Source organism: Campylobacter rectus (assembly GCF_004803795.1).
GTDB lineage: Bacteria > Campylobacterota > Campylobacteria > Campylobacterales > Campylobacteraceae > Campylobacter_A > Campylobacter_A rectus.
In genome coordinates, this window is sequence record NZ_CP012543.1 from 505,248 (window position 1) to 531,055 (window position 25,808).

Here is a 25,808-nt window from a genome sequence, read left to right on the forward strand (position 1 = left end):
GATGCAGTATAAAAAAATATTTTTTCCTATCGGTGCGGGCGATGACGTCAAGGAGCGCATATACGGAGCTTTGCTAGTCGCCAAGCACTTTAACAGCCATATCGAGATTTTGGCTTGCCAGCTCGATCCTAGCGTGGTTTATAATATGAAAATGACGCTGCGAGGCGGCGTACTCTACGAAGAGTTTTTAAAAGCGGCAAAGGCTGATTTAGGACTCGAGCATGAGCAAAACGAAACTATTTTTAACAAGCTTTGCGCCGAGTTTGGCGTGCAGGTCAGCGACGAGCCGATCGAGGGCAAGACAACGGCTAAATTTATCACTAAAAGCGGCAAACGAAGCGTCTTGGTCGAGCAGGAGTCTAAATTTTGCGATATGGTGGTTGCCGCGGTGCCGCTTGACGGCAAGATCACGGGCACTTTCCAGGCCGCCGTGCTAAAAAGCGGCAAGACCGCCATCGCGATACCTAGGCGTATGACGAGCTTTAAAACCGAAAATATCTTAGTTAGCTGGAACGGCTCTACGCAAAACTCGCGTGCCGTGAGCAGCTCCATCGAGCTGCTAAAAAATGCGAAAAAAGTGCATTGCATCACTTGTATGCCTCATTCCGGCGACGGAAACGCGGAAGAAAATCTAAAAAAACTCGAGGGGTATCTAAAACTGCACGGCATCCATGCGACTTACGAAATCGTAAATACAACCTCGGTACCGGGCGAAGCGCTGCTAAAAAGCGCCAAAGAGGGGGGCTTTGACCTGATCGTGGCGGGCAGATACGGCGAAAACGGCTTTTTAGAGATATTTTTGAGCGGTACTTCGAGATATTTTCTTAAAAATACTACGATACCCGTCTTTATGTAAGATAAAATTCGGAGCCCAATTTTCAAATTTGACGTTTGGCTCCGAGGCAAATTTAAGCAATCGACTTCTTATAAGAGGTCGGTCGCTTTTTAAATTTTACGGCGATTTTGGGCGACTGTAGATAAAATTTGAGGTTTTAGAATTTTTTATCTACTTTGTCTTTTAAATTTCGGGCTACTTGCATTTTAAATTTTAATATGGGTCACTATGGATCAAATTCGCATTGCAATTTATTGTTTATTTTGGTGAAATTTTGGAAAAATTATGAGTAGAATTTATAATAAATTTAGAACCAAGTTGGTTGAATAAAGCTATAGGTAGGGCTTATTTTTATCTAATATTTTTTAGGCCTATAAAACTCAACATCCACAAAGCCCCCTTGTTCTTTTATCTTAGGTTGATCTAGTCCTGCTTTCTTGCAGGTTAGCATTATCCTATTTATGCCGCTTCCCCACTGTTCTATCAGGCCAAGCTCTTTAAAGACATTTGCTATGACCTTATTTCTTATCTCGCTTCTGCCTCTTAGTATGTCTTCGATGGTTACTATGCTTGGCAAAGCTCCAGGCGAGACGATATTTACTATGTCATCATATACTCCCATTTTTATATCTCTTCCGAAATTTGCGTAATCCCTATGAATAAGCGCGTTTATCAGCGCTTCCCTGAGAGCTACTATAGGTATCTCGTAGTTATCGGTTCTATACAGTCCTTCTATCTTGGCGCTTAAATTTATATGATTTAGTATAAAGTTTTGAGTGTTTTCAAGGATACTAAATATATTTCCCCTGTATTCTTTTTTATCTATAAACACCTCCATCGTTATACCCTTAAATCTTGCGCACTTTACCGAGCAGTGAGGAAATTTGCCAAGAAGTATCAAAAGAGCGTTTGTGGGATAAGTGATACCCCTATCGGTTTTTATGAGGTTTAAATTTCTTAGCTTTTCATCGCTTAGCGTTTTACCGGTTTTAGCAAATCTTGTTTTTAGGGGTATCATATCTGGTTCTCTGACGGTTATATCGTAGTTTATCTCCTCGTCAAAGCTTACATATCTTTTATGTCTTTGAAGCTCTTCTATGATTTGAGGGCTTGCTTTTCTATTTGTGGCACCGACTCTTATGTAGACACCATCAGTCTTTTCTTCGCTTTTTAGGAAATAGGGCATTAGGTTGCCTCGGAAAATCTCTATCACTAAAAGAAGTTTGCCGTTAATATTTATCGTATAAATTTCAGGTAAGATGTCCGGCGAGCAGCTATCAAATATCACCGAAGCTATCTTATCTTTTAGCGCGTAGACGCTATTTGCGTCCACTCCGGTTATTTTTAGTTTGTCGTTTATGCCTACTATTATTTTGCCTCCGCCGGTATTTGCAAAGGCGATCACCGTTTTTGCTATTGATTTATTATCGGGCAGTTTTTCTTTTAACTCAAGAGTTTTGCTTTCGCCGTTTTTTATTTGGTCTAATATTTTCATCTTTTAGCTCTATGTCTTAAAAATTTAAACCAAATAATATCAAAATAGAGCTTATTATATGGAAGGGGTGAGTTGTTAAAATCTATATCAGAGAGAGTGGAAGATTGTGTCAACTCCAGCCTGGTATCGACAAAGCAAAAAAACGAAAAATTGCTAAAACAAATTAATGGTAATGTAGGGCAAGAAAGTCAATAGCATAAATAGATAAAATGGTTGCCAAAGTACAGAGGAGGTCGAATTTTTGACCGCCTCCATTTTTTGTGTATTATTTAGGAATTCCAGCCGCTCATTACCAAATTCATAATATCTTGATTATTTCTTATGGTATCATGGTTTATACTGGTTATACCGTTGTCCTTGGCATAGGCGTTGATGTCTTGAATGATCTTGCTAATTTGAGAATTAGTGATGAAATTCCCGTTGTCTAGTTCTATTTTATCAATCTGATATGTAGTGTTACTTACATAATTGCTAACCGTGATAGTATCGCCGGCTCCATATTTGATGGATAGATTGTTGCCGCTATACATAAACGTCAAATCCTCTTTAGTGATCCCTTCTTTAAATTTAATTGTATCTACTTCGTCCTTACCCGAATTTGAGTAATTGTATATAGTATCGTTGCCATCTCCTTTACCGAATACGTAGGTATCGTTACCAGCTCCGCCTTCCAAATAATCGTTACCAGCTCCGCCATCTAGGATATCGTTACCTGCATTGCCGTAAAGTCTATCTTCGCCCTCATTACCATAAAGGATATCGTCTCCATTGCCTCCTTGAATTTGATCGTTTCCTTCGTGGCCATAGATAGTATCGTTTCCGTCATGGCCAAATATATAGTTATCGGCCGAATCCCCTCTTATGGTATCGTTAGAATTAAAGCCGTAAATACTATTTGAATTAGGACTTAAGAGAACGGCTTTTTTAATATCCTCGGCATCCATATAAGAACCGTCCGAAAATTCTATTCTATTAATTAGGAATTGCTCCTTTAATGAGCCTTGGGCATTGCTGGTACCATCGAATAAGCTATGAACAGTAATAGAGTCGTTCGTACCTTTTATACCTATTAAAAGATTACTGGAGTAGTCGTTGTTATATACTCTACTAAACGTCAAATCCTCTTTAGTGATCCCTTCTTTAAATTTAATTGTATCTACTTCGTCCTTACCCGAATTTGAGTAATTGTATATAGTATCGTTGCCATCTCCTTTACCGAATACGTAGGTATCGTTACCAGCTCCGCCTTCCAAATAATCGTTACCAGCTCCGCCATCTAGGATATCGTTACCTGCATTGCCGTAAAGTCTATCTTCGCCCTCATTACCATAAAGGATATCGTCTCCATTGCCTCCTTGAATTTGATCGTTTCCTTCGTGGCCATAGATAGTATCGTTTCCGTCATGGCCAAATATATAGTTATCGGCCGAATCCCCTCTTATGGTATCGTTAGAATTAAAGCCGTAAATACTATTTGAATTAGGACTTAAGAGAACGGCTTTTTTAATATCCTCGGCATCCATATAAGAACCGTCCGAAAATTCTATTCTATTAATTAGGAATTGCTCCTTTAATGAGCCTTGGGCATTGCTGGTACCATCGAATAAGCTATGAACAGTAATAGAGTCGTTCGTACCTTTTATACCTATTAAAAGATTACTGGAGTAGTCGTTGTTATATACTCTACTAAACGTCAAATCCTCTTTAGTGATCCCTTCTTTAAATTTAATTGTATCTACTTCGTCCTTACCCGAATTTGAGTAATTGTATATAGTATCGTTGCCATCTCCTTTACCGAATACGTAGGTATCGTTACCAGCTCCGCCTTCCAAATAATCGTTACCAGCTCCGCCATCTAGGATATCGTTACCTGCATTGCCGTAAAGTCTATCTTCGCCCTCATTACCATAAAGGATATCGTCTCCATTGCCTCCTTGAATTTGATCGTTTCCTTCGTGGCCATAGATAGTATCGTTTCCGTCATGGCCAAATATATAGTTATCGGCCGAATCCCCTCTTATGGTATCGTTAGAATTAAAGCCGTAAATACTATTTGAATTAGGACTTAAGAGAACGGCTTTTTTAATATCCTCGGCATCCATATAAGAACCGTCCGAAAATTCTATTCTATTAATTAGGAATTGCTCCTTTAATGAGCCTTGGGCATTGCTGGTACCATCGAATAAGCTATGAACAGTAATAGAGTCGTTCGTACCTTTTATACCTATTAAAAGATTACTGGAGTAGTCGTTGTTATATACTCTACTAAACGTCAAATCCTCTTTAGTGATCCCTTCTTTAAATTTAATTGTATCTACTTCGTCCTTACCCGAATTTGAGTAATTGTATATAGTATCGTTGCCATCTCCTTTACCGAATACGTAGGTATCGTTACCAGCTCCGCCTTCCAAATAATCGTTACCAGCTCCGCCATCTAGGATATCGTTACCTGCATTGCCGTAAAGTCTATCTTCGCCCTCATTACCATAAAGGATATCGTCTCCATTGCCTCCTTGAATTTGATCGTTTCCTTCGTGGCCATAGATAGTATCGTTTCCGTCATGGCCAAATATATAGTTATCGGCCGAATCCCCTCTTATGGTATCGTTAGAATTAAAGCCGTAAATACTATTTGAATTAGGACTTAAGAGAACGGCTTTTTTAATATCCTCGGCATCCATATAAGAACCGTCCGAAAATTCTATTCTATTAATTAGGAATTGCTCCTTTAATGAGCCTTGGGCATTGCTGGTACCATCGAATAAGCTATGAACAGTAATAGAGTCGTTCGTACCTTTTATACCTATTAAAAGATTACTGGAGTAGTCGTTGTTATATACTCTACTAAACGTCAAATCCTCTTTAGTGATCCCTTCTTTAAATTTAATTGTATCTACTTCGTCCTTACCCGAATTTGAGTAATTGTATATAGTATCGTTGCCATCTCCTTTACCGAATACGTAGGTATCGTTACCAGCTCCGCCTTCCAAATAATCGTTACCAGCTCCGCCATCTAGGATATCGTTACCTGCATTGCCGTAAAGTCTATCTTCGCCCTCATTACCATAAAGGATATCGTCTCCATTGCCTCCTTGAATTTGATCGTTTCCTTCGTGGCCATAGATAGTATCGTTTCCGTCATGGCCGTATAGCTCGTCGTTACCGGCGTTACCCATTATCAAATCATTTCCGCCGCTTCCTCGCAGATTATCGTTTGATTTTGTACCGTATAAAGGAATTGAGGAGCTGATAGCCATAAAATATTTATCACCATTAGCCAGCTTTGTCAAATTTGCATTAAAACTATCCAGCAGATTGGGTTTATAGCTGCCCGCCTTTCTAACTAGATCAGACAGGATAGCTACTTCTTCGTATTTTCCGTCTTTGTAGAGTTGCAAAAGCTTTTTATTTATTTTGCCAAAATCGTATCCGAATCTTTTTTCGTCGTAGTTAAAGTATTGATACTTCGTATCCAGCAAGCCGTTATATTTGGTCTGAAGCTCAATACTCGCATATAGATAGTCCTTAAACTGCTTAACTCTGTTTTTGATGGTTATCGCGGCATTCGCCCAGGGATTTGGATTATTGCCAAACTGCAAGAAAGGCTTTCCCGTTATTTTTTCATACGCGCCCAGGACTCTTGCATCTATATTGCCACCCCTGCTGGTTTTATCTATATTTTCCGTTTCCGTCCATCTAAATAAGATATCATCCAGTTTTTCTTGCTTGGCCTCAAAGTCCAGATTCATATACTCTTTTATCATACCGGTGAGCTTGCTATCTTTGCTCATAGCGCTTCTTAGGTTGTATAAATTTCCAAATCCATGCACCTCAGGAAGCGCTTGTATGTCGTTTGGTATAGCCATATCGGGCTGTATGGTATCTTTTAAATCCACGCTAAACCATATATCATCGGCCGTAGTCGTAGTGCCGTCATTAAACGTTACTTTGGATGTTTGTCTTATGAAGTTGCCGTTGTTGGTAGAGTTTATATTTTTATAGTTAAGATCGATTGATTTTATATTATGTTCTCTTAGGGTTTTTAGCTCTCCTTTATCGGTTACGGCATTAGAGTTTTTATCTTGCCAAAGTAGAAGTTTATCAAATTTCTCGTCCTTTTCGTCTATTATATTATCGTTATTAGAGTCAAACGCCTTTAACGCCTCAAAGCCGTTCGCCGCCGTTTTGCCGGTGTAACCAAAAGTAGTATTCGTAACAGTCTTGTCTCCAAACAGCTCCGTTCCATCATCTATGATGCCGTTTCCGTTTCTGTCGTAGGCCAAAAATGCATCTTCGGGACTTATCCATCCGGTAGCTTCTTTAAATCCGTTTCCGTCTATATCGAAATTTAAAGCCCCGTTTAGCTTTAGGGTGCGTGTTCCGTCTCTGTTTAGATCTATGGCTAAAGGATCGGACGGGATGGTAGGGTTTTCCGGATCGTCATCGTCGGGATCTTTATCATCGTCTATTATGGTTCCTGTTCCGGACTCGGTTTTTACTTTTAGACCAGGAGAGTGATCTAGTATAGAAGGAGTTAGCTTAAATTTGGAATCCTCTTCGGGAATCTTATCGTCCTCGCCTTTCCAAGTATATTTGCATTCGTGATTAGTCGAGCTGCCTTTATAGAAATGAACGGTCTGTCCGTAGATAGAAGCTACGACGTATTCTCCCTCTTTGAGCGGTCTGCTTATAGATACGAAAAACGTCATTTCTTCCGCCGCCTCGGGAGCCGATGCGCTAGTGGTATATACAGTTACTTCTCCTCCGTCGTCGTCCTCTATGGTTCCTACGCCTTTTTTAAAGAATTCTACATCCAAACCCGGGGATTTTGAGGCGACGGAAGCAAAAACGTCTATTTTTTCGTCCACCTCTACCTTTTTATCGTCCTTCCACGTATATTCGTATTTTTTGGTTTTCTCGCCGGCTCCAAATTCTATTACTTCTCCATTGACTACCAATTTTACAAATTCGCCTTTATTTAACGTCCTACTTAAAGATACGTCAAAGGTCATTTTTTGCTCGGACTCTTTGGCTGAAGCGTCGCTTATAGATACGTATATCTTATCTCCGTCATCATCCTTTATAGTGCCGACTCCGTGTTTTTTTACGCTTACTTTGAGACCCTTGGATACGTCGCCTACGGTAGCTATAGCGTCGATAGTCCTGTCTCCTTGCTTATCCTTATCGTCTTTCCATATTTTGATATATTCTTTAGTTTGATCTTTTGCCAGGAATTCCAAATTTTCTCCGTTTACCGATATGTTTACGTATTCGCCTTTGTTAAGGACTCTGCTCAAAGACACTTTAAACGTCATTTTTCCGGTAGCTTCCAGCTCTTCTTCGTCGCTCACGGTAACCGTTATCTCGTCTCCGTCATCGTCCTTGATGGTTCCTGTGCCTTGCTTTTTGACTTCGGCTTTTAGTTTTTTAGACTTATCTATTACCGAGGCGTTGACGCTTATCTTTTCGTCTTCTTCTTTTTCCTCGTCATCGTTCCAAAAGTATTCAAAGGTCTTAACCTTATCATCTTCTTTAAACCGTATCTTTTTTTCTATCTCTTTAGAGCCTTGTCTATCGCTTTTTGCTTTTACCAGCACATCGATATATTCGCCTTTTTTAAGGGTTCTATTTAGAGATACGTCAAAGCTCATTACCCCTTTCATCTCTTGAGCGCTTGCGTCGCTTACGGTTATCTCTACGTCATCGTTTTCCGCCAGATATATGCCAAGATGAGGGTCTTTTTTGGAGTTTGTAAATTTATTGATCGTTAGAGACTTGCCGCCTTTGCTTACCGTTAGCTTATCGCCGCTTAGTTTATACTCTATACTCTTATCATCGCTTACATATACTTTTTTCTCTTTATCGTATGTGCCGCCCTTTAGCTTAGTCTTATCAAAATATACCTCTCCTTTGCCATCACTATCGGTTATGATATCTTTGTCTCCGGCGTAGTATGTATCAAAGCCTTCTCCGCCTTTTAGGATATCTTTTTTATTGCCTCCTACTAGGGTATCGTCTCCTCCGTTTGCGTCTATGAGGATATTTTCGGCGTTTCTATCGCCTACTAGGACGTGATCTATCTCGTTTAGTTCCAGTATGTTTGATTCTACCAATACCTTGTTTTGCAAAAAAGACACTCTGCCTTCATCTACCAGCCAAGTGTTTAGCTTTAGTAGCTCTTTAGTGACCATACCGTTTCTTTGAGCTATGGTTGAGAGAGTATCTCCGCTTTTTACTTTGTATATTCCTTTGCTTCCCAGATCCAGCTCTTCACCCGTTCTTATTAGTATGTTGGAGAGTAGGAATGATGCCTTAGGTATCTTATCGATTGCATTTCTTATCTCTAAATTTGAAAGGTTTCTTATGTCGTAGGTGTGGGAGTTGAGGGTGACGGTTGGGATGTTAGGCATAGCGTTTATGACCTCAAATATCTCGGTAGCTTGTTTTACGCTACCTACCTCGGAGGCTGTTTTTATGGCTAGTGCATTTTTGTTTTTTTCGAGCGTAATTCTTTGGATAAAATCAGAATTTGAAACCGTGCTGATATCTACTTTGCTTAAATCCCTAGTTTGGATATATCTTGCGTACTCGGGAAATACTTTTTTGCAAAAATTTCCATTGCTGCTTTCTATTTCTTTGAGAATAAATTCTTTTTGGGAGATTTTGCCGTAGATGGTAGGGGCAAATAATTCCATAGTTTTTTCTGATTCGACTAATGAATTATACACAAAATCATAGATAAACTGTTTTCCTTCAGTGCTATTATACGCTGTTGCTCCAACCACCACTAAAGCTCCGCCTATCATCATCCATACTGGCGCAGTAGCTAATCCAAACGCTGCCGCTACACCACCGATTAATGCTGCCGTAATAGATGATACCGCAGAACCAGCAATATAGTAAGTTGTATTTGCGATAACAGTTGAGGCAATTACTTTGCCGGGATTATCTGGGTCTTTTGCGAGATTAATTACAATATCTACTATAGTGCCAGTTCCCAAACCTACTCTCCCTACATAAGTACCAAGTTTTTTATTTCCTAATTTTTTGGTAAATTCTGCAACTGCATCAAAATATATACTAGGTATGTTTGATATCCATTGAGTACCTTCTAAGTTAATCGACTGTGACACGTTATTATCCTTATTGTTTTATTAATTTTTGTTTTACATAATAACCTAGATGCTCTTGCAAAAAGCGGTCGTTTTTAGAAATATCATGTATAGTTTTTATCAAATTTATATACTCGTTGCTTTGCTCATCTGTCACGCAGTAAAATAGAAATTTTTTATTTTCATAAAAACATAGCTCGACTTTAAATGACATCCACGAATATCCTGAATCAAAATATCTAAAATATATGTCACCGATATCAGTCCGATGACCAGAATGCGTTATAAAGTGCCTATTGGTTATGTAAAGTTTTTTTGCTTTGTTGGTTTTTATACTTTGAAACAAAAAAATAAAAAATAAAACCATACAGCTTATCAACATAGCAAGCCAAAATACTCCAATGTCAAAGTTTTTGCTGTTTGCATATAAAAATAGCAATAAAATGCAAAGAAACATCCTAACTTCTTTATGGATTGTATTTACAAGCTCAAATTCGCATAAAACATGCTCATCCTTATCAAGCTTAATATTGTCAGGCAAATCCATAAACTCGTTATCATCTTTTCCCATCTCACCCCACCCAACTTCAATTCCCATATTCTACACTTGCTCGCCTTAAACCACATTTAAGTTATAATCGGTATTTATTTTTAAAATATTATTGTTTGTTAGGTATTTTTAATGCTTTATTAAGAATCATTGTGATTAAATTTAGGTTTAAATTTCAGAGTAGTTAGGGAAGTAGAGTTTGCGAAAGATATCTTTTTTGTTTTTTATCGTTTACTTATTTGGCGTCTCTTTATCCGCCAAATCCATATCCTTCTCCTCCCTCTCTAAATCCCTAGAATCCACCAATCCTTCCATCCTATCTTCCAAGCTTCAAACCCTACTGGCAAACGAAGAGATAAATGCCGCCAAATCAAGCCTATATCCCAGGCTAAGCCTAAACGCAAACAGCGAATACTCTAAAAAGTATGCAAACACTAGAAATAACTACATAAACGATGAAAGCCTGGTAGGCTCGACGGGCTTTGCAAGCTCGGTATCTTTAAAGCTAAACTACGAGTTATATAAATTTGGAGCAAATGCCTTAAACATAGATGCGGCCGCTTATAAAAAACAAAGCCTAAGCTATAAAGAGTGCGTAGTGATTAGCGAAGCAAAGCTAAGACTGCTTGAGCTATATTATAATCTGCTAGATAGCAAAGATAAACTAAACTCCTACAACAACCTAAAACAAATCAATAAAGAGATCTATGAAATCTCCAAGCGCCTCTATGAAAACGGCGATCATACAAAAACGGCGATGACAAATAGCGCCATAAGACTGGTAGAGATAGAAGACAATATAGCAAGTCTAAACAAGCAGATAAAAAACCTACTTAGCGAGATATCAAATTTAAGCGGAGAGGATATCTATATAGACGATGAGATAATGCCTTTTAGCAGCGAGGATATGGGAGGTAAATTTGATCAAACCTCCGTTTCTTTAAATCGGGCTAATCAAACCAATCAAGCCAGTCAAACTAATCAAACCAAATCTTTAAAACAAGCTCTTGGTTTTTCGCCTCAAACTTTAAGTTTAGATAGTTTAATCTCCTCCCCTCTACCTCCCTTTGAACAAACTTCCGAGGCTAAAGAGTTAAACGCCCTGATCCTCTCTAAACAAAGCGCTCTTGAATCAAAAAAGAAAGAGTATTATCCTGCATTTTATCTATATGCTAAGTATGACTTCTACGGAGACGATAAAGATAGCTTTCGTCGCTCTTGGGGCGATACGCAGCGAAACGGTTACAGGATAGGCCTTAGTATGGTTTATAATCTCTTTGACGGCTTTAATAGAGAAGCTAGCATCAAAAGCGCATCTCTTGAGTTGCTTTTAGCCAAAGAGCAGTTTAACGAAGCAAAAAGGCGGTACGAAAAAGAGGCTAGAAATATAAATGATGATTTGCACTCAAATTTAGAAAAGCTAAAAACTACTTCCGAGCTAACCTCTTACTCCAAAGAGCTTTTAGGTATGCAAGAAAGATTAAATTTAAACTCGCAGTCGGACAAACTAAGCGTACTTGAAAGCAAAGTTAAATTTAACGAAAATCTCATCAAAAACGAAGAGGCGTTACTGCAAGCAAATATGCTTACGGTAAAACGCTTTTTAATAAACGAAAAGAGCGTAGATTGCAAAGCGCTTTAAGAAGCTTAGAGATAGTAGGAGCTCTAAATAACGTTAGGATAGACAGCAGGGCTATCATAAGAGACTACGCTCTAAATGCTACTCCAAGCTTTGAAGAGCTAATAAGAATAGCAAAAGACAAGGGCTTTAAGGCTAAGATTAAACCTTTAACCATTAAAAATTTAGCATGCTATCCATTGCCTTGCATAGCTAGAGATAAAAACGGAGTTTATTTTAATATCCTAAAAGTCGACACCTCTAAAAACGAAGTCTTAATCTTTAAAGATAAAAACGAGCCTTATGCTATTAAATTTGAAGAGCTATTAAACTCGCTAAATTTAGATCCAAAGATGATAGTCTTAAAGCATAAGCTCTTAAACGATAGGATAAAATTCGGCTTTGGTTGGTTTTACGCTAGGATGTTAAGCTATAAAAAGATAGTAGGCGAAATTTTAATAGCCTCTTTCGTTATCCAGCTATTTGGGTTAGTTACTCCTCTTTTTACCCAGGTGGTGCTTGATAAGGTTTTGGTTCACCACTCGCTTAGCACTCTTAACGTCATAGCAGTAGCATTTGGAGCAGTTATTATATTTGAAATGCTTTTGGGCCTTAGCAGAAACTATATATTTGCCCATACTACTTCAAAGATAGATGCTAGGCTTGGGGCTATGCTCTTTGATCACCTGATAAAACTACCTATGATCTACTTTGAAAACAGAAAAGTAGGAAACATAGTAGCTAGAGTTAGAGAGCTGGATAGCATAAGAGAGTTTATAACTAATAAATCCGTTACCGTGCTGCTTGATATGCTTTTTAGCGTGGTGTTTGTAATAATGATGTTGCTTTATAGCGTTAAGCTTACCTTGGTAGCCTTGGGCTTTGTAGCCGTTATAGCTACGCTTTATTTCTTTGCTACTCCAAGGCTTAGAGCAAGGCTAGAAGACAAATTTCAAATGGGAGCTAGATCAAACTCCTATCTGGTTGAATCAATCACCGGTATATCCACCGTTAAATCCTTGGCGATCGAGGGCAGCATGCAGCGCCTTTGGGAGGATTTTTTAGCTAAATACGTAAAATCAAGCTTCGAGCTTTCAAATTTATCAAATATCCTATCCGGCATCGCAAACGCTCTTTCAAAACTAATGACGCTAGCTATACTCTATCTAGGCGTGGGGCTTGTGATAGAAAACAAACTAAGCGTAGGTCAGCTAATAGCCTTTCAGATGTTTGCGGGACAATTTAGCGCTCCTATAATGAGACTGGTTGGGCTTTGGAATGAATTTCAGCAAGCGCTTCTTAGCGTAGATAGACTAGGAGACATACTAAATACCCCAAAAGAGCAAGAAAACGATAATGCTATAACCCTTAGCGAGATAAAAGGCGGAGTGAAATTTGATAACGTTAGCTTTAAATACTCTCCAAACTCTCCTATCGTGCTTCAAAACTTTAGCTTAGAAGTAAAACCGAACACCAGTATAGGCATAGTAGGCAGAAGCGGTAGCGGAAAGAGCACTCTAACCAGGCTTCTTCAAAGACTATACTATGCAAACGAGGGAGCTATCTATATAGATGGAGTCGATATCAGACATATGAATCCATCCTGGCTTAGGCAAAACATAGGAGTAGTGCTGCAAGATAGTTACCTCTTTAGCGGCTCCGTTAAAGAAAACATAGCTTATGCTTATCCAAGCGCCCCTATGGATCTAATCTTGCAAGCTTCAAAGATAGCTGGAGCCGACGAATTTATAAGCACGTTGCCTGAGGGCTACGATACCTTAGTAGGAGAGCGAGGCTCGTCACTTTCCGGCGGTCAAAAACAACGTATCGCGATAGCAAGAGCCATACTAACCAATCCTAGAATTTTAATATTCGACGAAGCGACCTCCGCGCTTGATTACGAAAGCGAAAAGATAATATCAAATAACCTTGCCGCCATCAAGAAAAACAGGACCGTATTTATCGTAGCTCATAGGCTAAGCACGGTAAAAGAGTGTAACGAGATAATAGTGCTGGATAAAGGAAGGCTGATAGAAAGAGGAGACCACGAAAGCTTGATGAAGCAAAGAGGGTATTATTGCTTTTTAAATAGTCAGCAAGAAACTAGGGAAGGATAAAGGAGCAATGAGGACTTGTTCTAATTTGCTGTGCTTGCCCGGCTATCTTGCTTGCTTAATGGGGCGGTAGGATTTAAGCTAATTTTTATATTTTATGTATATACTTATATTATAAAAAAGGAGTAAAAATGCAAGTAAGCGGATATTCCACCAAGATATTTAAAAGCGGCAACTCTATGGCAATCAGGATCCCAAAAGCGATAGACCTCACGAACTACGATGAAGCTGTAATATATCAAAGAAAAAACGAAATCATCATCAAACCAAAACCTATAAAAACCACTAAATGGGATATATTGTTTAAAGAGCTCGGCAAGATAGAGGCCGACAAAATAGAGGTTAAAAAAATACCCGCGCAAGATAGGGAGAAATACTTTGACTAATCAAGGCAGAAATTTAAAATATCTTCTCGATACAAATATATGTATATACATCATCAATGAAAATCCTACCTCGGTGCTTAAAAATCTAAATTCTTATGAAAACGATGAAATTTACATATCCACTCCTACTATTTCGGAGCTTTATTACGGAGTTTTAAACTCCAAAAGAAAAGAGGAAAATCTAATGAAGCTAGATAAATTCTTAAATGCCTTTAAAGGTAATATCTTGGAATTTGATTTAAAGGTAGCAAAAAAATACGCAAACATAAGGCTTTTTATTAATCAAAACAACAAAAGAAACATAGGGGATAAAGATATGGATATAGCGGCCGTTTGCCTAGCCAACTATGCGACGCTGGTCACCAATAACGAAAAAGACTTTAACTTTTTGCCGAATTTAGAGATTGAAAACTGGGCTAGGTAGGCACCGGCATATAGAACAATAAAAACAAAAAGCTAAATTTAAAAAGACAAGAGACTTGCCTGCTTGATGATGTAATGGCAAATTCAAATCCAAAGCCCAAAAATGATATAATACTAAAAATAGTAAAATTTAAGTCAATATGAATCAAATTTAGCCAAAGGAGCAACTATGCAAAGCGAACCTACCGCAAATTTAATCCTAAAGGGTATCCCCGCAAGCAAGCTTCAAACTCTTAAAATAATCCTTGAAAGTCTAAATGTTGGTTTGAAGCTAGGGGTGAAAGAGATCGTTTCTGCCGACGTAAAGGAAAATTTGAGCGCAAATAGCATAAATAAAGATAGAATAAGAAGATTTAACCAAATAGCCGGTAAGATAGTATTAGATAAAATACCCACCGATGAAGACAAAAAGCAAGCAAGAAGCAGGATACATGAATAGGGTATTTTTAGATACTAATAGCTTAATCGATATCCTTATCGATGAAAATAACTCCAAAGAATACGATAAAATAAGAGGAAGCGCGGACAATATAAAAAACAGTAGAGTCGTTATTGAAGAATACTTAGAGCAAGGGTATACTCTTGTAGTAAACACTACGTCCATTACAAATACAACATACTTTCTCCAGGACAGGCAAAAGATCGCTACCGATATAGTTATCGATAAAATTTCAATGATAGAAGAGGATGAGGATCTGTTTTTGGTTGTTTTAGAAACAAAGCAGATCAGACAAAAAGCAAGAGAGTACGCCAGAGAAAATGATGCGGATTATGAAGACGCCTTACAGTATTTTTGTGCAAAAGAAAGCGGCTGCGATACGATAATAACAAATGATAAAAATTTTCCCAAACTTGATATAAGATTGACTAGAACTAATAAAAATCTAGAAAATTATTACCCGAACACAATAAAATAGGACCTCATTTGAAAAACCATCCAAACGACCTCCACGAATTTAAACCCCTACTAATAGAAATAGAAGATAAACCTCTTAATCCTTTGGGTAGAATCATTCTTTATTTAGTCTTAGCTACTATGGTATTTGGTACCGCTTGGCTGATACTAGCTAAAGTGGACGTAGTAGTAAGCGCGCAGGGTAAAGTTATACCAAGCGGAGAGATAAAGATACTAAAACCTCTTGAAAGCGGAGTGGTCTCAAAGATATTCGTTAAAGAATCGGACAGAGTAAAAAAGGGAGACATCCTGATACAAATAGACCCCACTGTAACCGATGCCTCGCTATCTAGCAAACAAGACGATCTAGCGGTGATTAATTCGGACATTGCCTTACTGTATGCTCTCATTAATGAATCAAATTTAAGTAAAGACGAGATAAATAAGCTAAATTCATCTCAGTTAAATTTATACAACAGCCAAAGGCAAATTTTAGCTAGCACCTATGAAAGCAACAAAGCCAAACTAAATTCGGCCAAGCTTGACATCAAAGCTAACGAAAGCGAAGTAAATAGACTTAGCCTTCTTCTAAACAAAGAAAAGGAAGCTAAAGTAAGACTACAAAAAGTACTTGATCTAATAGCCAAAAAAGAGTACGAAGAGGTAAGTAAAAATATCATAAATTTAAAAGAGCAAAGAGATATCGCCTTATATAGACTGAAAGAGTCAAACAAAAAACTCGAAGAGATCATAGAAGAAAATGAAAAAGCGATAAAAACCATAAAATCAAGCTGGATAGAAACATCTTTAGGCAAAGAAAAGGAAAAAAGAGAGCTAAGTGCTCAGATAAATGCAATCCTTTTTTCAAACAAAACTCAGCAAATAAAATCTCCGGTAGACGGGTTTGTCGGAAAGCTGCTTATCCATACCGAAGGCGGAGTAGTAAGTCCAAACGATAATCTAATATCGATCGTTCCCTCGGATGCTCCTTTGATAATAAAAGCAAATGTTCTAAATAAAGACATAGGTTTTCTAAAACTAGGTCAAGAAGTAGCCATTAAGATAGATACCTTTAGCTTTCAAAAGTATGGACTCTTGCACGGAAATATAATAGAAATCTCAAAAGATGCCATAGAAGACGAGAAGCTTGGGCTAATATACGAGATCAAGATAAAACCAAACAGCCTAGACATAAAAGTAGAGGGAGAAATCAAGCGGCTTGAAATAGGTATGAGTGTAATAGCCGAAGTAAAGACCGGTAAAAGAAGGGTCATAGAGCTATTTATATATCCGATAATCAAGTATATGGATGAAGGGCTTAGCGTGAGGTGAAGGAAGGCGAGGAGCTTTATGGCAAATACATCTCTGTAAACCAAACTGCGTAAATTCACCATTCTCGCCCAACTAACTATGTAAATTCGCCACTTGTTCCTAAGCTCAAATTATGAATCCTACTCATAGTGTTTTAAAATTTCACTGAATTTAACAGTAAGCTGCGAGTAAATTTGGCTCCAGCCGCTTACTTTATCATTTTTCCATTTTTCAGAAATTTCTAAAGTATAAAGATATATAGATTTAAAAGTATAAATTTAGGTTAGTAGATGTTTTGGTCGGCAAATCATCGATAATCCGATAGATTTCTTAACGACGGGTTTTATACATTTGGCCATTTTAGGGATTTTTTATCGAGGTTTATAAGCGTTATGGTGCGACCTGCGAGATTTGAACTCGCACACCTTTCGGCACTACCACCTCAAAGTAGCGTGTCTACCGTTCCACCAAGGTCGCACGTGGATTAAAAAAAGAGCGGGACGAAGCCCGCCGTGGATTATAACATAGGGTTTGCGTAAAGAACGATTAGCGCGATAACTAGCGCATAGATAACTTGCGCTTCGATCATCGCAAGAGCGACGAACATCGTCGTAGTTAGCTTGCTGCCGACGCCCGGATTTCTAGCTGTGCCCGAGATTGTCGCAGATGCGGTATTTCCCATACCGATAGCGCCGCCAAGAGCCGCTAGGCCTAGGCCGACTGCTGCCGCAAGAACAGAGTAAGATTTTAGCATTTCGCCGCCGTCTGCGAATGCGAAGCTGGCAATTGCCATCATTAAGAAAACAACTTTTTTCATAAAGTCTCCTTGTGAATTTAAGCCATTTCGGATCAGACCCCTACTTTGAAGCTTTGAGAGCGCATTTTATATAAATTTAGCTTTGAGTTACTTAAAACCGAGAAAAATTTCGCAAATTTTCTACTCGTCAAATTTGCCCCCCACGTAGTGCTACAAATTTACAAAAAATTTCGATGATGTTTCGTTTTTTCACGAATTTATTTAAAAATTAGAATTTTAAAAGCTTTTTTATGCTAGCCTTGGCTTCAAAATTTTAAATATTAAGGTTAAATATAGTGCAGGATAAATTTTCTAAAATCGGCTTTATCTTAGCTGTCGCGGGCTCTGCGGTAGGTCTTGGAAATGCGTGGAAATTTCCGTATCTAGTCGGTCAAAACGGCGGTTCGGCCTTCGTGCTTTTGTATCTTTTTATGACGTTTTTTATCGGGCTTGCGATATTTTTCGGCGAGATAGCCATCGGTAAGCTTTCCGAATCAGACCCCGTAAACGCCTTTAAAAAGCTTGCTCCAAAGCGCAAAGAAGCATGGAAATTCGCAGGTTTTACGATGACGGGCGCTATTATCATAGCCTCTTTTTACACGGTTATCATCGGATGGATACTAAAATACGCAGTCATGGTAATAACCGAGTTGCCAAAAGACATAGAGGCCTCCGAGCGAATTTTCGGAAATTTTTACGCTAACGACGCCGCGTCTCAAATTTTTTACTTCACGATCGTGTTTTTTCTTTGTATTTTTATCGTATCAAAGGGCATAAAAAGCGGCATAGAGCGCGTAAATGTCTGGATGATGCCTTCGCTTTTAGTTTTGCTAGTCATTATGCTCAGCTACTCATTTACGATGGACGGTTTCGTGCAGTCGGCTAAATTTTTGCTGGTCCCCGATTTTTCAAAACTGGGCGTGAGCAGCGTTCTCACCGCGCTTGGACTTGCGTTTTTTACGCTGTCTTTGGGCGTGGGCGTTATTATCGTTTATTCCGCGTCCTTGCCTGATAATACGAATCTCGTTAGCTCCTCGATCATTATCGTCATCATAAACGTCGTGATGGGTATTTTGATGGGGCTCGTTATCTTTACTTTCGTGTTTGAGTTCGGCGCGACGCCCAGTCAGGGCGTGGGGCTCGTGTTTATCTCGCTGCCGACGCTGTTTGCAAAGCTGGGCGCACTCGGGCACGTACTGGCGTTCGCGTTTTTCTCGGCCCTGCTTTTTGCGGGCATTACCTCGGCCATCTCGATGCTAGAGCCTTTCACGCACTATCTCATACGCGAATTCGGCTTTTCTCGTAAAAAAGCCCTTGCGTTAATCGGCGCATTCGTTTATTGTATGGGCATTTTGTGCATACTTTCAAGCATCGAAGGCATCAAAGAAAATTTGGTATTTTTCGGCAAGAGCTTTTTTGACTGCCTTGATTTTCTCAGCTCAAACATCATCATGCCAATAGGCGGCATCACGGTATCGATTTTCGTTGGCTTTGTGATCAAAAAAGACGCGCTTTACATACTTTTTGGGCCGTATATGAGCAGGGCCGTTTTTGAAATTTGGTATTTTATGATTAGGTTCGTAGCCCCTATTAGCATAGTCATCATCACGATAAATGCGCTAAGAGGCTGACCGTGGCAAGCGATAAATTTTCTAAAATCGGATTTATATTATCCATCGTGGGTGCTGCGATCGGACTTGGTAACGCGTGGAAATTTCCATATATGGTCGGCGCAAACGGTGGCTCGGCGTTCGTGCTTTTGTATCTTGTTTTTGCCGTTGCGGTCGGGCTTAGCATATTTTTTGCCGAGATGGCGATGGGTAAAATTTCAAACGCCGATCCGGTTAACGCCTTTCGCTCGCTCGCCCCTAAAAACGGCAAATTTTGGGGGTATGCCGGCGTCATAATGATAACTGGCGTTTTGGTGGCGTCGTTTTATACGGTCATCATCGGCTGGGTTATTAGGTACTCGGTTTTATCTCTTGGTGAGCTTCCGCAAAGTATCGCGGTTTCGGGCGAAAATTTCGGCAAATTTATAAGCTCTAATATCTCGGGTCAAATTTTATACTTTACCATCGCGTTCGCGGCCTATTTTTTCATCCTCTCAAAGGGCATAAAAGGCGGCATCGAGCGCATAAATTTATGGCTTTTGCCGACGCTTTTTTTACTGCTTATTTTTATGCTGATTTACTCGATGCAAATGGGCGGATTTTCGCAGGCGGCGGAGTTTTTGCTAGTGCCCGATTTTTCTAAGATCACGAGCGAGGCGGTGTTTGTAGCTCTTGGGCTAGCGTTTTTTACGATGTGCGTTGGTATCGGAGCGATCGCGACGTATTCGGTGAGCCTAGATGACAAGACCAATCTTTTCACCTCTTCGCTCTACGTCGTCGCGCTAAACATCATCGTTAGCGTCGTCATCGGACTCGTCGTTTTTACATTTGTTTTCGAGTACGGCGAGCAGCCTAGCCAGGGCGTGGGACTTGCCTTTATCTCGCTGCCTACGCTGTTTGCTAAGCTAGGAGCAATGGGAAACGTCTTAAGTTTTACGTTTTTTACCGCGCTTATTTTTGCGGGACTTACGTCTGCTATCTCGATGGTCGAGCCGCTCGTTTTTTATCTCATAAACGAGTTTAAGATCCCTCGCCTAGGCGCGATCGCGATCGTGGGCGTTTGCGTTTATTGCCTGGGCACGCTTTGCGCGCTTTCAAACATCGCAGAATTTAAAGACGCGCTCACGTTTTTCGGCAAGGGATTTTTCGACGTTTTAGACTATCTTAGCTCAAATATCATGCTGCCGCTCGGCGGTATCGTGATAGCGGTATTTGTCGGCTACGCGATGAAAAGAGGCAGCCTGGAGGAGCTATTTTTGCCGTATATGGGTAGGGCGGTTTTTGAAATTTGGTATTTTTTACTGCGATTCGTCGCGCCGATTTGCATTTTAGCGATAATGATAAGACAAATTTTGGGCGGTTAAATGGAACGAAATTTAAAAAAATAAAGAGATTTTTCGATAAATTCGGCAACGTCGCGGGCTACGCAAAAAGGACTATATGCCGCTTCGCCGTCCAGAGCGACGCGCCTAAGCCAAAGCAAATTTTGAGCGCGATCGCGTCTTTTACCGCCTTTGGCGCTCGTCGTGCCGGTGCTTGGCTTGATTTTGAGGGCATAGCTACGCCCGACGGAGAACTTGGCGTTTGGCCAAAAGGCGTGGCGTCCGCCGAAGCCGAGACCCTAGCATCTGCTGTGGCGCGATGCGTTTTATCGCGATACAAATTTTATTTTTGATCGCTTTTGCGATTATCTTGCTAGGCTAAAATTTATCTTTGTAAGGATATAATCTCTTAAAATCATCCAAAGGAGAAAAAATGAGAGAAATAGCCTTAGTTTCGGCGTTTGCTCTTGCGGCGAGCGCCGAAAGCAATCTGATAGAAATCTACAAAAACGCCTCATTTATCCATCAAAATTTTAGCAACCAAAAAAGCGAATTTAGCCTAAATTTGCCCGATTTCGTCGAGCTTGAGGATATCGACGTGGCTGCGTCGTGCGAGCTGCTAAGTCTAAATTTAAACGAAGCAAAGCCCGCAGAAAACGAGGCCTACGCCACATTTAAGCAAAACGAAAAAGAGCTTGAAGAGCTAAACGACAAGCTAAACGCGCTAAACTCGAAAAACGCTTTTTTAAATAACTTCCCGGCCTTTAAAGAGCAAAGCGTCGCAAATTTGGACGCCGACGGCGATAAATTTTACGAAGCCGTGCTAAAAAATCTAGCCCAAATTTCGCAAACCAAAAAGCAAATCGACGAGCTGAAAAAGAAAATGAACGCGACCGAGGTTAAAAATTTTCAAAAGCTTGATTTGAAATTCGAATGCGACCCAAAACAGGTCAAAATCTCCTATCCCGTGGGCGTTAGCGTAAATTTGAAAAACAAAATCCAGGCCGACGTCGCAAAAGGCAAGGTCGAAATCTCGCAAAATTTAACCGTGACAAATCCTCTAGGCATTGATCTAAACTCCCTAACCATTGCGCTTTATCCGTTTTACTACTCGTCAAATTTGACGCCCGCGCCGTTTTATCCGCGCTACGAAGGCAAACCGGCACCGAGAAATATGATGCCGCTAGCAGCCGCGCCGATGATGGAGGCGAGTGCAGATATGTCGGTGGCTAGGGCGCCCGCAAAGAAAAGTAGCGTCAAAGACATGCAGTCAATCAACGAGCAAAACGCGCTTGCAAACGCGTGGCGAATCGAGGGCGTGAGTCTAAAAGCGGACGAAACGGCTGATTTTGCCTACGACAAGCAGAGTCTGGATGCTAAATTTGACCTCGTGATCGACGGCTACGGCAGTGCGGGCGCGTTTGTTAGAGCCGCGTTTAAGCCGGAGCGTAGTATCGAGAGCGCGCAAAGCGAGTTTAAGATTGACGGCATAAATATCGGCAAAAGATACGTAGGATACGCCGCGGGCGAGGAGGCGAAGGAGTTTTTCGGCAAAAACGAGCTTGTTAGCGTGAAAAAAGAGGCCAACGGCGAATATACGAAAGAGTCGTTTTTCGGCTCGAAAAACAAGATCTCGCGCGGATATAAATATAGCGTCAAAAACAGCTCAAAACTCGCATGGGACGTGGTTTTGGAGGAGCAAGCGCCGGTTAGCACGCATGAGAGCGTAAGCGTGAGCGTGAAAAACGACCCGAAAGAAAACGAGATAGGCAAAGACGGCAAGGTAACGTGGAAATTTGCGCTTAAGCCGAACGAGAGCGAGGAAGTAAATTTCTCATATGAGCTAACTAAGCCTAGCGAATAAGATTGTAAATTTCTTGTTGCGGCTTGTCTCGCGAGTGCTTTTTGCGGAGTTTGATAAAATTTAGCTCGGCAGACTATATGTCTAGCCTACGCTAAATTTTATCTGCACAACCCCAAAAATCATCTCACGATACTTCGCCTTATCGTTTTACGTTCAAATTTGTAGTCAAATTTGCAAATTTGAGTCACCGAGACCCGCACCTTGAAAATGCAAATTTAAATTTGCGACGCTTTGCCTGCAAGGCAAAGCAGTGTCGCCACCTTAAAAGCGTCGTAGGGGGAGAGGGATTGTTAAGGGGGAGCTCTTTTGCTTCGGCTTTGCCTCGCAACTGCAAAGCAGAGCGTAATTCAAGCCCCCATCCCCTTTACAACAAAGTAAAAAACAACCTCAAATGGTTGTTTTTTACTCAAGGAAACCAAGCTCGCAATGCCAAATTTTAACCAAGCCAAATTTACTATCGTCAAGATGCGGGTCTCAGCGCGTCAAATTTTATAAATTTAACTCCAAATTCACCCGCCAAATTTTACTCGCAAAAGCTAAAAACCAGACTCTGCGTAAAATTCGTTCAGGTAGTCCGAGTAGTAGGTGTTGCCGTTTCTAGCGTCAAATTTGCCCGCCAGTTCCAAAGCCGTTTTGTAGTCGCTCTCATCGCCAAACGCGCTAACTGCGATGAAAAATCGCAGGTCGTTTAGATCGTCGTTGCCGTCAAGGATCGCCTCGGAGTGCTTGCGCGCCAAATTTAGCGCCGTCTCGCGCTCATCCAGCCTAACGGCGATCTCGATGAGCGGGGCGATCTCGTTTATGACGCGAGGATTTGACTCGATCGTCGCCGCGGCCTTTGGTAAAAGGGCTTTTGCCTCTTCTATCTTGCCTGTTTTAATCATACTAAAAAGTATCGGTGCGTAGGTCGTGTGAGGCACTTCGCCGCAGGTTAGTTCGCCGGAGAGTATCGGTGCGGCAAGCTCCAGCGCCGCTGCATGCTCGCCTGCAAAATTTAAATATGCGATCTCATCGCTAGCCTCGCACGCCTCGCAGTCGGCCATGTCATCTTTGGCAAGCTTTTTCCACAGCTCGTAGTTTGCCTTTGCTTCTCTAGCATCGCCCATGTCGATGTTTTGATTCATCAAGGCCTTGTAATATGAGGCCAGCGAGAGCTCCATGCGCTCGTAGTAAAACGCCATCGCCTCGTTTGCCTCGTCTATGAGCTCCTTTTCTATCATGGAGCTTTTGGCGACACCCGAGACGATCCATTTAAATTTCCACAGGCAGCCCACGAAGTCGTCGAAATTTGGATATTCGCTCTCGCTTTCTTTTAAATTTTGCGCGATATAGTCCGTGAGCCACATTAGCGCTCTGGTTCTCAAAAACGCGCCGAATTTTTCAAATTCGTCGTTTAGCACAAAGTCGCAAATTTGCGCGGCAAACGCCAAATCCTGCGCCTCTACGGCGTCTCTTATCTCGTCAAACAAAAACTCTTCTTTACCTGCCAATCTATCAAATTCTTTTAGCTTTTTATAAAGCTCTTCCAGCGTGCGCTCTTGCATTTGCTCCCCTCGTTAAACATTTTTGTGATAATGCTTTGATTTTATTATATCCACTTAATCTAAAACAAGGTAAAATTAGCACGATTTTGAAATTTGACAAGGCGGCAAAATGGCGAAAAAATTTATAGACGTTATGGATACTACCTTTAGAGACGGCTTTCAGTCGGTTTTTGGCGCGCGCGTGGCGATGGCTGATTTTTTGCCCGCGGTTAGCGCGGCTAAAGAGGCTGGTATAACGCACTTTGAGTTTGGCGGTGGGGCGCGATTTCAGAGCCTTTATTTTTATTTAAACGAAGACGCGTTTGCGATGATGGATAAATTTCGCGAAACGGTCGGGCCCGAGGCAAACCTACAAACTCTAAGCCGTGGCGTAAATACCGTGACTCTAGATACGGGCAGCCGCGAGCTGGTCGATCTGCATGCAAAGCTCTTTAAAAAGCACGGCACGACCACGATACGAAACTTTGACGCGCTAAACGACGTGGAAAATTTAAAATATTCGGGCGAACGTATCGCTCACCACGGACTAAATCACGAAGTGGTCGTCACGATGATGGACCTGCCTGCGGGCTGTTCGGGCGCGCACGACGTGGCGTTTTATGAGCGGATTTTGCGCGAAATTTTAGACGCGGGCATACCGTATCACAGCGTTTGTTTCAAGGACGCCAGCGGCACCTCTAGTCCGCAAAAAGTGTATGAAACTATCAAAATGGCTCGCAAACTCCTCCCTCAAAACACTCACATCAGACTCCATACTCACGAAACTGCAGGCGTTAGCGTCGCGTGCTATATGGCCGCTCTAGAAGCCGGTGCAGACGGCATCGACCTAGCCGCAAGCCCGGTTAGCGGCGGCACCAGTCAGCCAGATATCCTAACGATGCTGCATGCGGTTAAGGGCAAAAACTACGATCTGGGCGGACTTGACGTGGAGAAAATTCTAAAATACGAAAGCGTGCTAAATGAGTGCTTGAAAGACTATTTCCTGCCGCCTGAGGCCGTGCAGGTTAGCCCGCTCATCCCGTTTAGCCCGATGCCAGGCGGCGCGCTAACGGCAAACACCCAAATGATGCGCGATAATAATATCTTGGATAAATTTCCAGAAGTCATCCTTGCTATGCGCGAAGTCGTGCAAAAAGGCGGCTACGGCACGAGCGTGACGCCGGTGAGTCAGTTTTATTTCCAGCAGGCGTTTAATAACGTGATGTTCGGTCCATGGAAAAAGATCGCCGAGGGCTACGGCAAAATGGTGCTAGGGTACTTCGGCAAGACGCCCGTAGAGCCCGATAAGAGCGTAGTTAAGCTAGCTAGCGAGCAGTTAAGCTTAAAACCGACCAAAGAACACGCCATGGATATCGCGGATAAAGACGAGAGCAAGTCGCTTAAATTTACGCGCGAGCTGCTTAAAAAAGAGGGTATCGAGCCTAGCGAGGAAAATATCTTTATCGCTGCGGCGTGTAAAGAAAAGGGCATCGCATTTTTAAAAGGCGAAGGCAAGGTAAATATCCGCAAAAAATCGACAAATGCATGCGAAACGAGCGCGCCGAGCACCCGCGCGAAAACTCCGATAAACGAAAAATACAGCGTCACCGTAAACGGCAAAAAATTTGACGTCGAGGTCGCGGACGCTGAGGGCAAGGCCGAGATAAAAAGCGTAAAACCGGCAAGCGTAGCGCACATGCCACCTCCGGAGCTCTCGCCAGCTAAAACGACCGGCGGTAGCGGCGAACCGGTAAAAAGCACGCTTCCTGGAAACGTGTTTAAAATCCTAGTCGCAGTGGGCGATAGCGTGAAAAAGGGACAAAGGATGTTCGTGCTAGAGGCCATGAAGATGGAAATAGACGTAAACGCTCCAAAAGACGGGCTAGTGACGTCTATAGAGGTACAGCAAGGACAAACCGTAGCAAACGGTCAAATTTTAGCGAAAATTTAATCC

The 25,808-nt window shown here is 41.2% G+C and carries 18 protein-coding genes and 1 tRNA gene; 13 read left to right on the forward strand and 6 right to left on the reverse strand.

Annotated elements, in window-relative coordinates:
- The first annotated feature begins 1 nt into the window (after position 1).
- The gene (locus CRECT_RS02470) at positions 2-856 is read left to right on the forward strand and encodes a universal stress protein (protein ID WP_004320098.1); all 855 of its coding nucleotides are present in this window, start codon (positions 2-4) and stop codon (positions 854-856) included.
- 334 nt (positions 857-1,190) lie between these two features.
- On the opposite strand, the gene CRECT_RS02475 is transcribed toward CRECT_RS02470, so the two are convergent.
- From CRECT_RS02475 to CRECT_RS02485, 3 genes are all read right to left on the reverse strand, one after another.
- Positions 1,191-2,330: an RNA-binding domain-containing protein gene (locus CRECT_RS02475; RefSeq protein ID WP_004320122.1), complete on the reverse strand. Its 1,140-nt coding sequence runs from the start codon at positions 2,328-2,330 to the stop codon at positions 1,191-1,193.
- A 269-nt stretch (positions 2,331-2,599) separates the two neighbouring features.
- On the reverse strand, positions 2,600-9,025 hold the full coding sequence (locus CRECT_RS02480; RefSeq protein WP_171992663.1) for an SPM autocatalytic domain-containing protein: 6,426 nt from the start codon (positions 9,023-9,025) through the stop codon (positions 2,600-2,602).
- A 448-nt stretch (positions 9,026-9,473) separates the two neighbouring features.
- Positions 9,474-10,040 (reverse strand): hypothetical protein, encoded by a 567-nt coding sequence (locus CRECT_RS02485; protein WP_039888662.1) that lies wholly within the window; start codon positions 10,038-10,040, stop codon positions 9,474-9,476.
- Positions 10,041-10,209: 169 nt separating this feature from the next.
- On the opposite strand from CRECT_RS02485, the gene CRECT_RS02490 reads away from it, so the two are divergent.
- The 7 genes from CRECT_RS02490 (at position 10,210) to CRECT_RS02520 (ending at position 16,760) form a co-directional block, all read left to right on the forward strand.
- On the forward strand, positions 10,210-11,634 hold the full coding sequence (locus CRECT_RS02490) for a TolC family protein (protein ID WP_100067286.1): 1,425 nt from the start codon (positions 10,210-10,212) through the stop codon (positions 11,632-11,634).
- Complete coding sequence (locus CRECT_RS02495) at positions 11,619-13,727, forward strand: peptidase domain-containing ABC transporter (RefSeq protein ID WP_002946022.1); 2,109 nt, start codon at positions 11,619-11,621, stop codon at positions 13,725-13,727. Before CRECT_RS02490 ends, CRECT_RS02495 begins: the two co-directional genes overlap by 16 nt.
- A 128-nt stretch (positions 13,728-13,855) precedes the next feature.
- Positions 13,856-14,110 carry an antitoxin gene (locus CRECT_RS02500; protein WP_002946035.1) on the forward strand — a complete coding sequence of 85 codons (255 nt, stop codon included), beginning with the start codon at positions 13,856-13,858 and terminating at the stop codon, positions 14,108-14,110.
- Positions 14,103-14,534, forward strand: a complete 432-nt coding sequence (locus CRECT_RS02505; protein WP_002946030.1) for a type II toxin-antitoxin system VapC family toxin — start codon at positions 14,103-14,105, stop codon at positions 14,532-14,534. The genes CRECT_RS02500 and CRECT_RS02505 overlap by 8 nt, the downstream gene beginning before the upstream one ends.
- 168 nt (positions 14,535-14,702) lie before the next feature.
- Positions 14,703-14,972, forward strand: coding sequence for a hypothetical protein (locus CRECT_RS02510; protein ID WP_002946024.1), 270 nt, complete (start codon positions 14,703-14,705; stop codon positions 14,970-14,972).
- Positions 14,965-15,450 carry a type II toxin-antitoxin system VapC family toxin gene (locus CRECT_RS02515; protein WP_002946019.1) on the forward strand — a complete coding sequence of 162 codons (486 nt, stop codon included), beginning with the start codon at positions 14,965-14,967 and terminating at the stop codon, positions 15,448-15,450. The genes CRECT_RS02510 and CRECT_RS02515 overlap by 8 nt, the downstream gene beginning before the upstream one ends.
- A gap of 8 nt (positions 15,451-15,458) precedes the next feature.
- Positions 15,459-16,760 (forward strand): HlyD family type I secretion periplasmic adaptor subunit, encoded by a 1,302-nt coding sequence (locus CRECT_RS02520; protein WP_002946034.1) that lies wholly within the window; start codon positions 15,459-15,461, stop codon positions 16,758-16,760.
- Between the two features lie 372 nt (positions 16,761-17,132).
- Here the strand turns inward: CRECT_RS02520 and CRECT_RS02525 are convergent.
- Positions 17,133-17,216 (reverse strand) — tRNA-Leu (locus CRECT_RS02525).
- A 40-nt stretch (positions 17,217-17,256) separates the two neighbouring features.
- Positions 17,257-17,556, reverse strand: coding sequence for a F0F1 ATP synthase subunit C (locus CRECT_RS02530; protein ID WP_002946023.1), 300 nt, complete (start codon positions 17,554-17,556; stop codon positions 17,257-17,259).
- A gap of 275 nt (positions 17,557-17,831) precedes the next feature.
- On the opposite strand from CRECT_RS02530, the gene CRECT_RS02535 reads away from it, so the two are divergent.
- The 4 genes from CRECT_RS02535 (at position 17,832) to CRECT_RS02550 (ending at position 22,331) form a co-directional block, all read left to right on the forward strand.
- A complete protein-coding gene (locus CRECT_RS02535) occupies positions 17,832-19,166 on the forward strand; it encodes a sodium-dependent transporter (RefSeq protein WP_002946032.1) in 1,335 nt (444 codons plus the stop codon).
- Positions 19,167-19,168: 2 nt separating this feature from the next.
- Positions 19,169-20,509 (forward strand): sodium-dependent transporter, encoded by a 1,341-nt coding sequence (locus tag CRECT_RS02540; protein WP_002946036.1) that lies wholly within the window; start codon positions 19,169-19,171, stop codon positions 20,507-20,509.
- Positions 20,467-20,820, forward strand: a complete 354-nt coding sequence (locus tag CRECT_RS02545) for a hypothetical protein (RefSeq protein ID WP_002946028.1) — start codon at positions 20,467-20,469, stop codon at positions 20,818-20,820. Before CRECT_RS02540 ends, CRECT_RS02545 begins: the two co-directional genes overlap by 43 nt.
- An 80-nt stretch (positions 20,821-20,900) precedes the next feature.
- Positions 20,901-22,331 carry a DUF4139 domain-containing protein gene (locus CRECT_RS02550; RefSeq protein ID WP_002946021.1) on the forward strand — a complete coding sequence of 477 codons (1,431 nt, stop codon included), beginning with the start codon at positions 20,901-20,903 and terminating at the stop codon, positions 22,329-22,331.
- 536 nt (positions 22,332-22,867) lie between these two features.
- On the opposite strand, the gene CRECT_RS02555 is transcribed toward CRECT_RS02550, so the two are convergent.
- Complete coding sequence (locus tag CRECT_RS02555) at positions 22,868-23,875, reverse strand: hypothetical protein (RefSeq protein ID WP_002946078.1); 1,008 nt, start codon at positions 23,873-23,875, stop codon at positions 22,868-22,870.
- A gap of 109 nt (positions 23,876-23,984) precedes the next feature.
- On the opposite strand from CRECT_RS02555, the gene CRECT_RS02560 reads away from it, so the two are divergent.
- Positions 23,985-25,805, forward strand: a complete 1,821-nt coding sequence (locus CRECT_RS02560; RefSeq protein WP_002946086.1) for a biotin/lipoyl-containing protein — start codon at positions 23,985-23,987, stop codon at positions 25,803-25,805.
- The last annotated feature ends 3 nt before the right edge of the window (positions 25,806-25,808 follow it).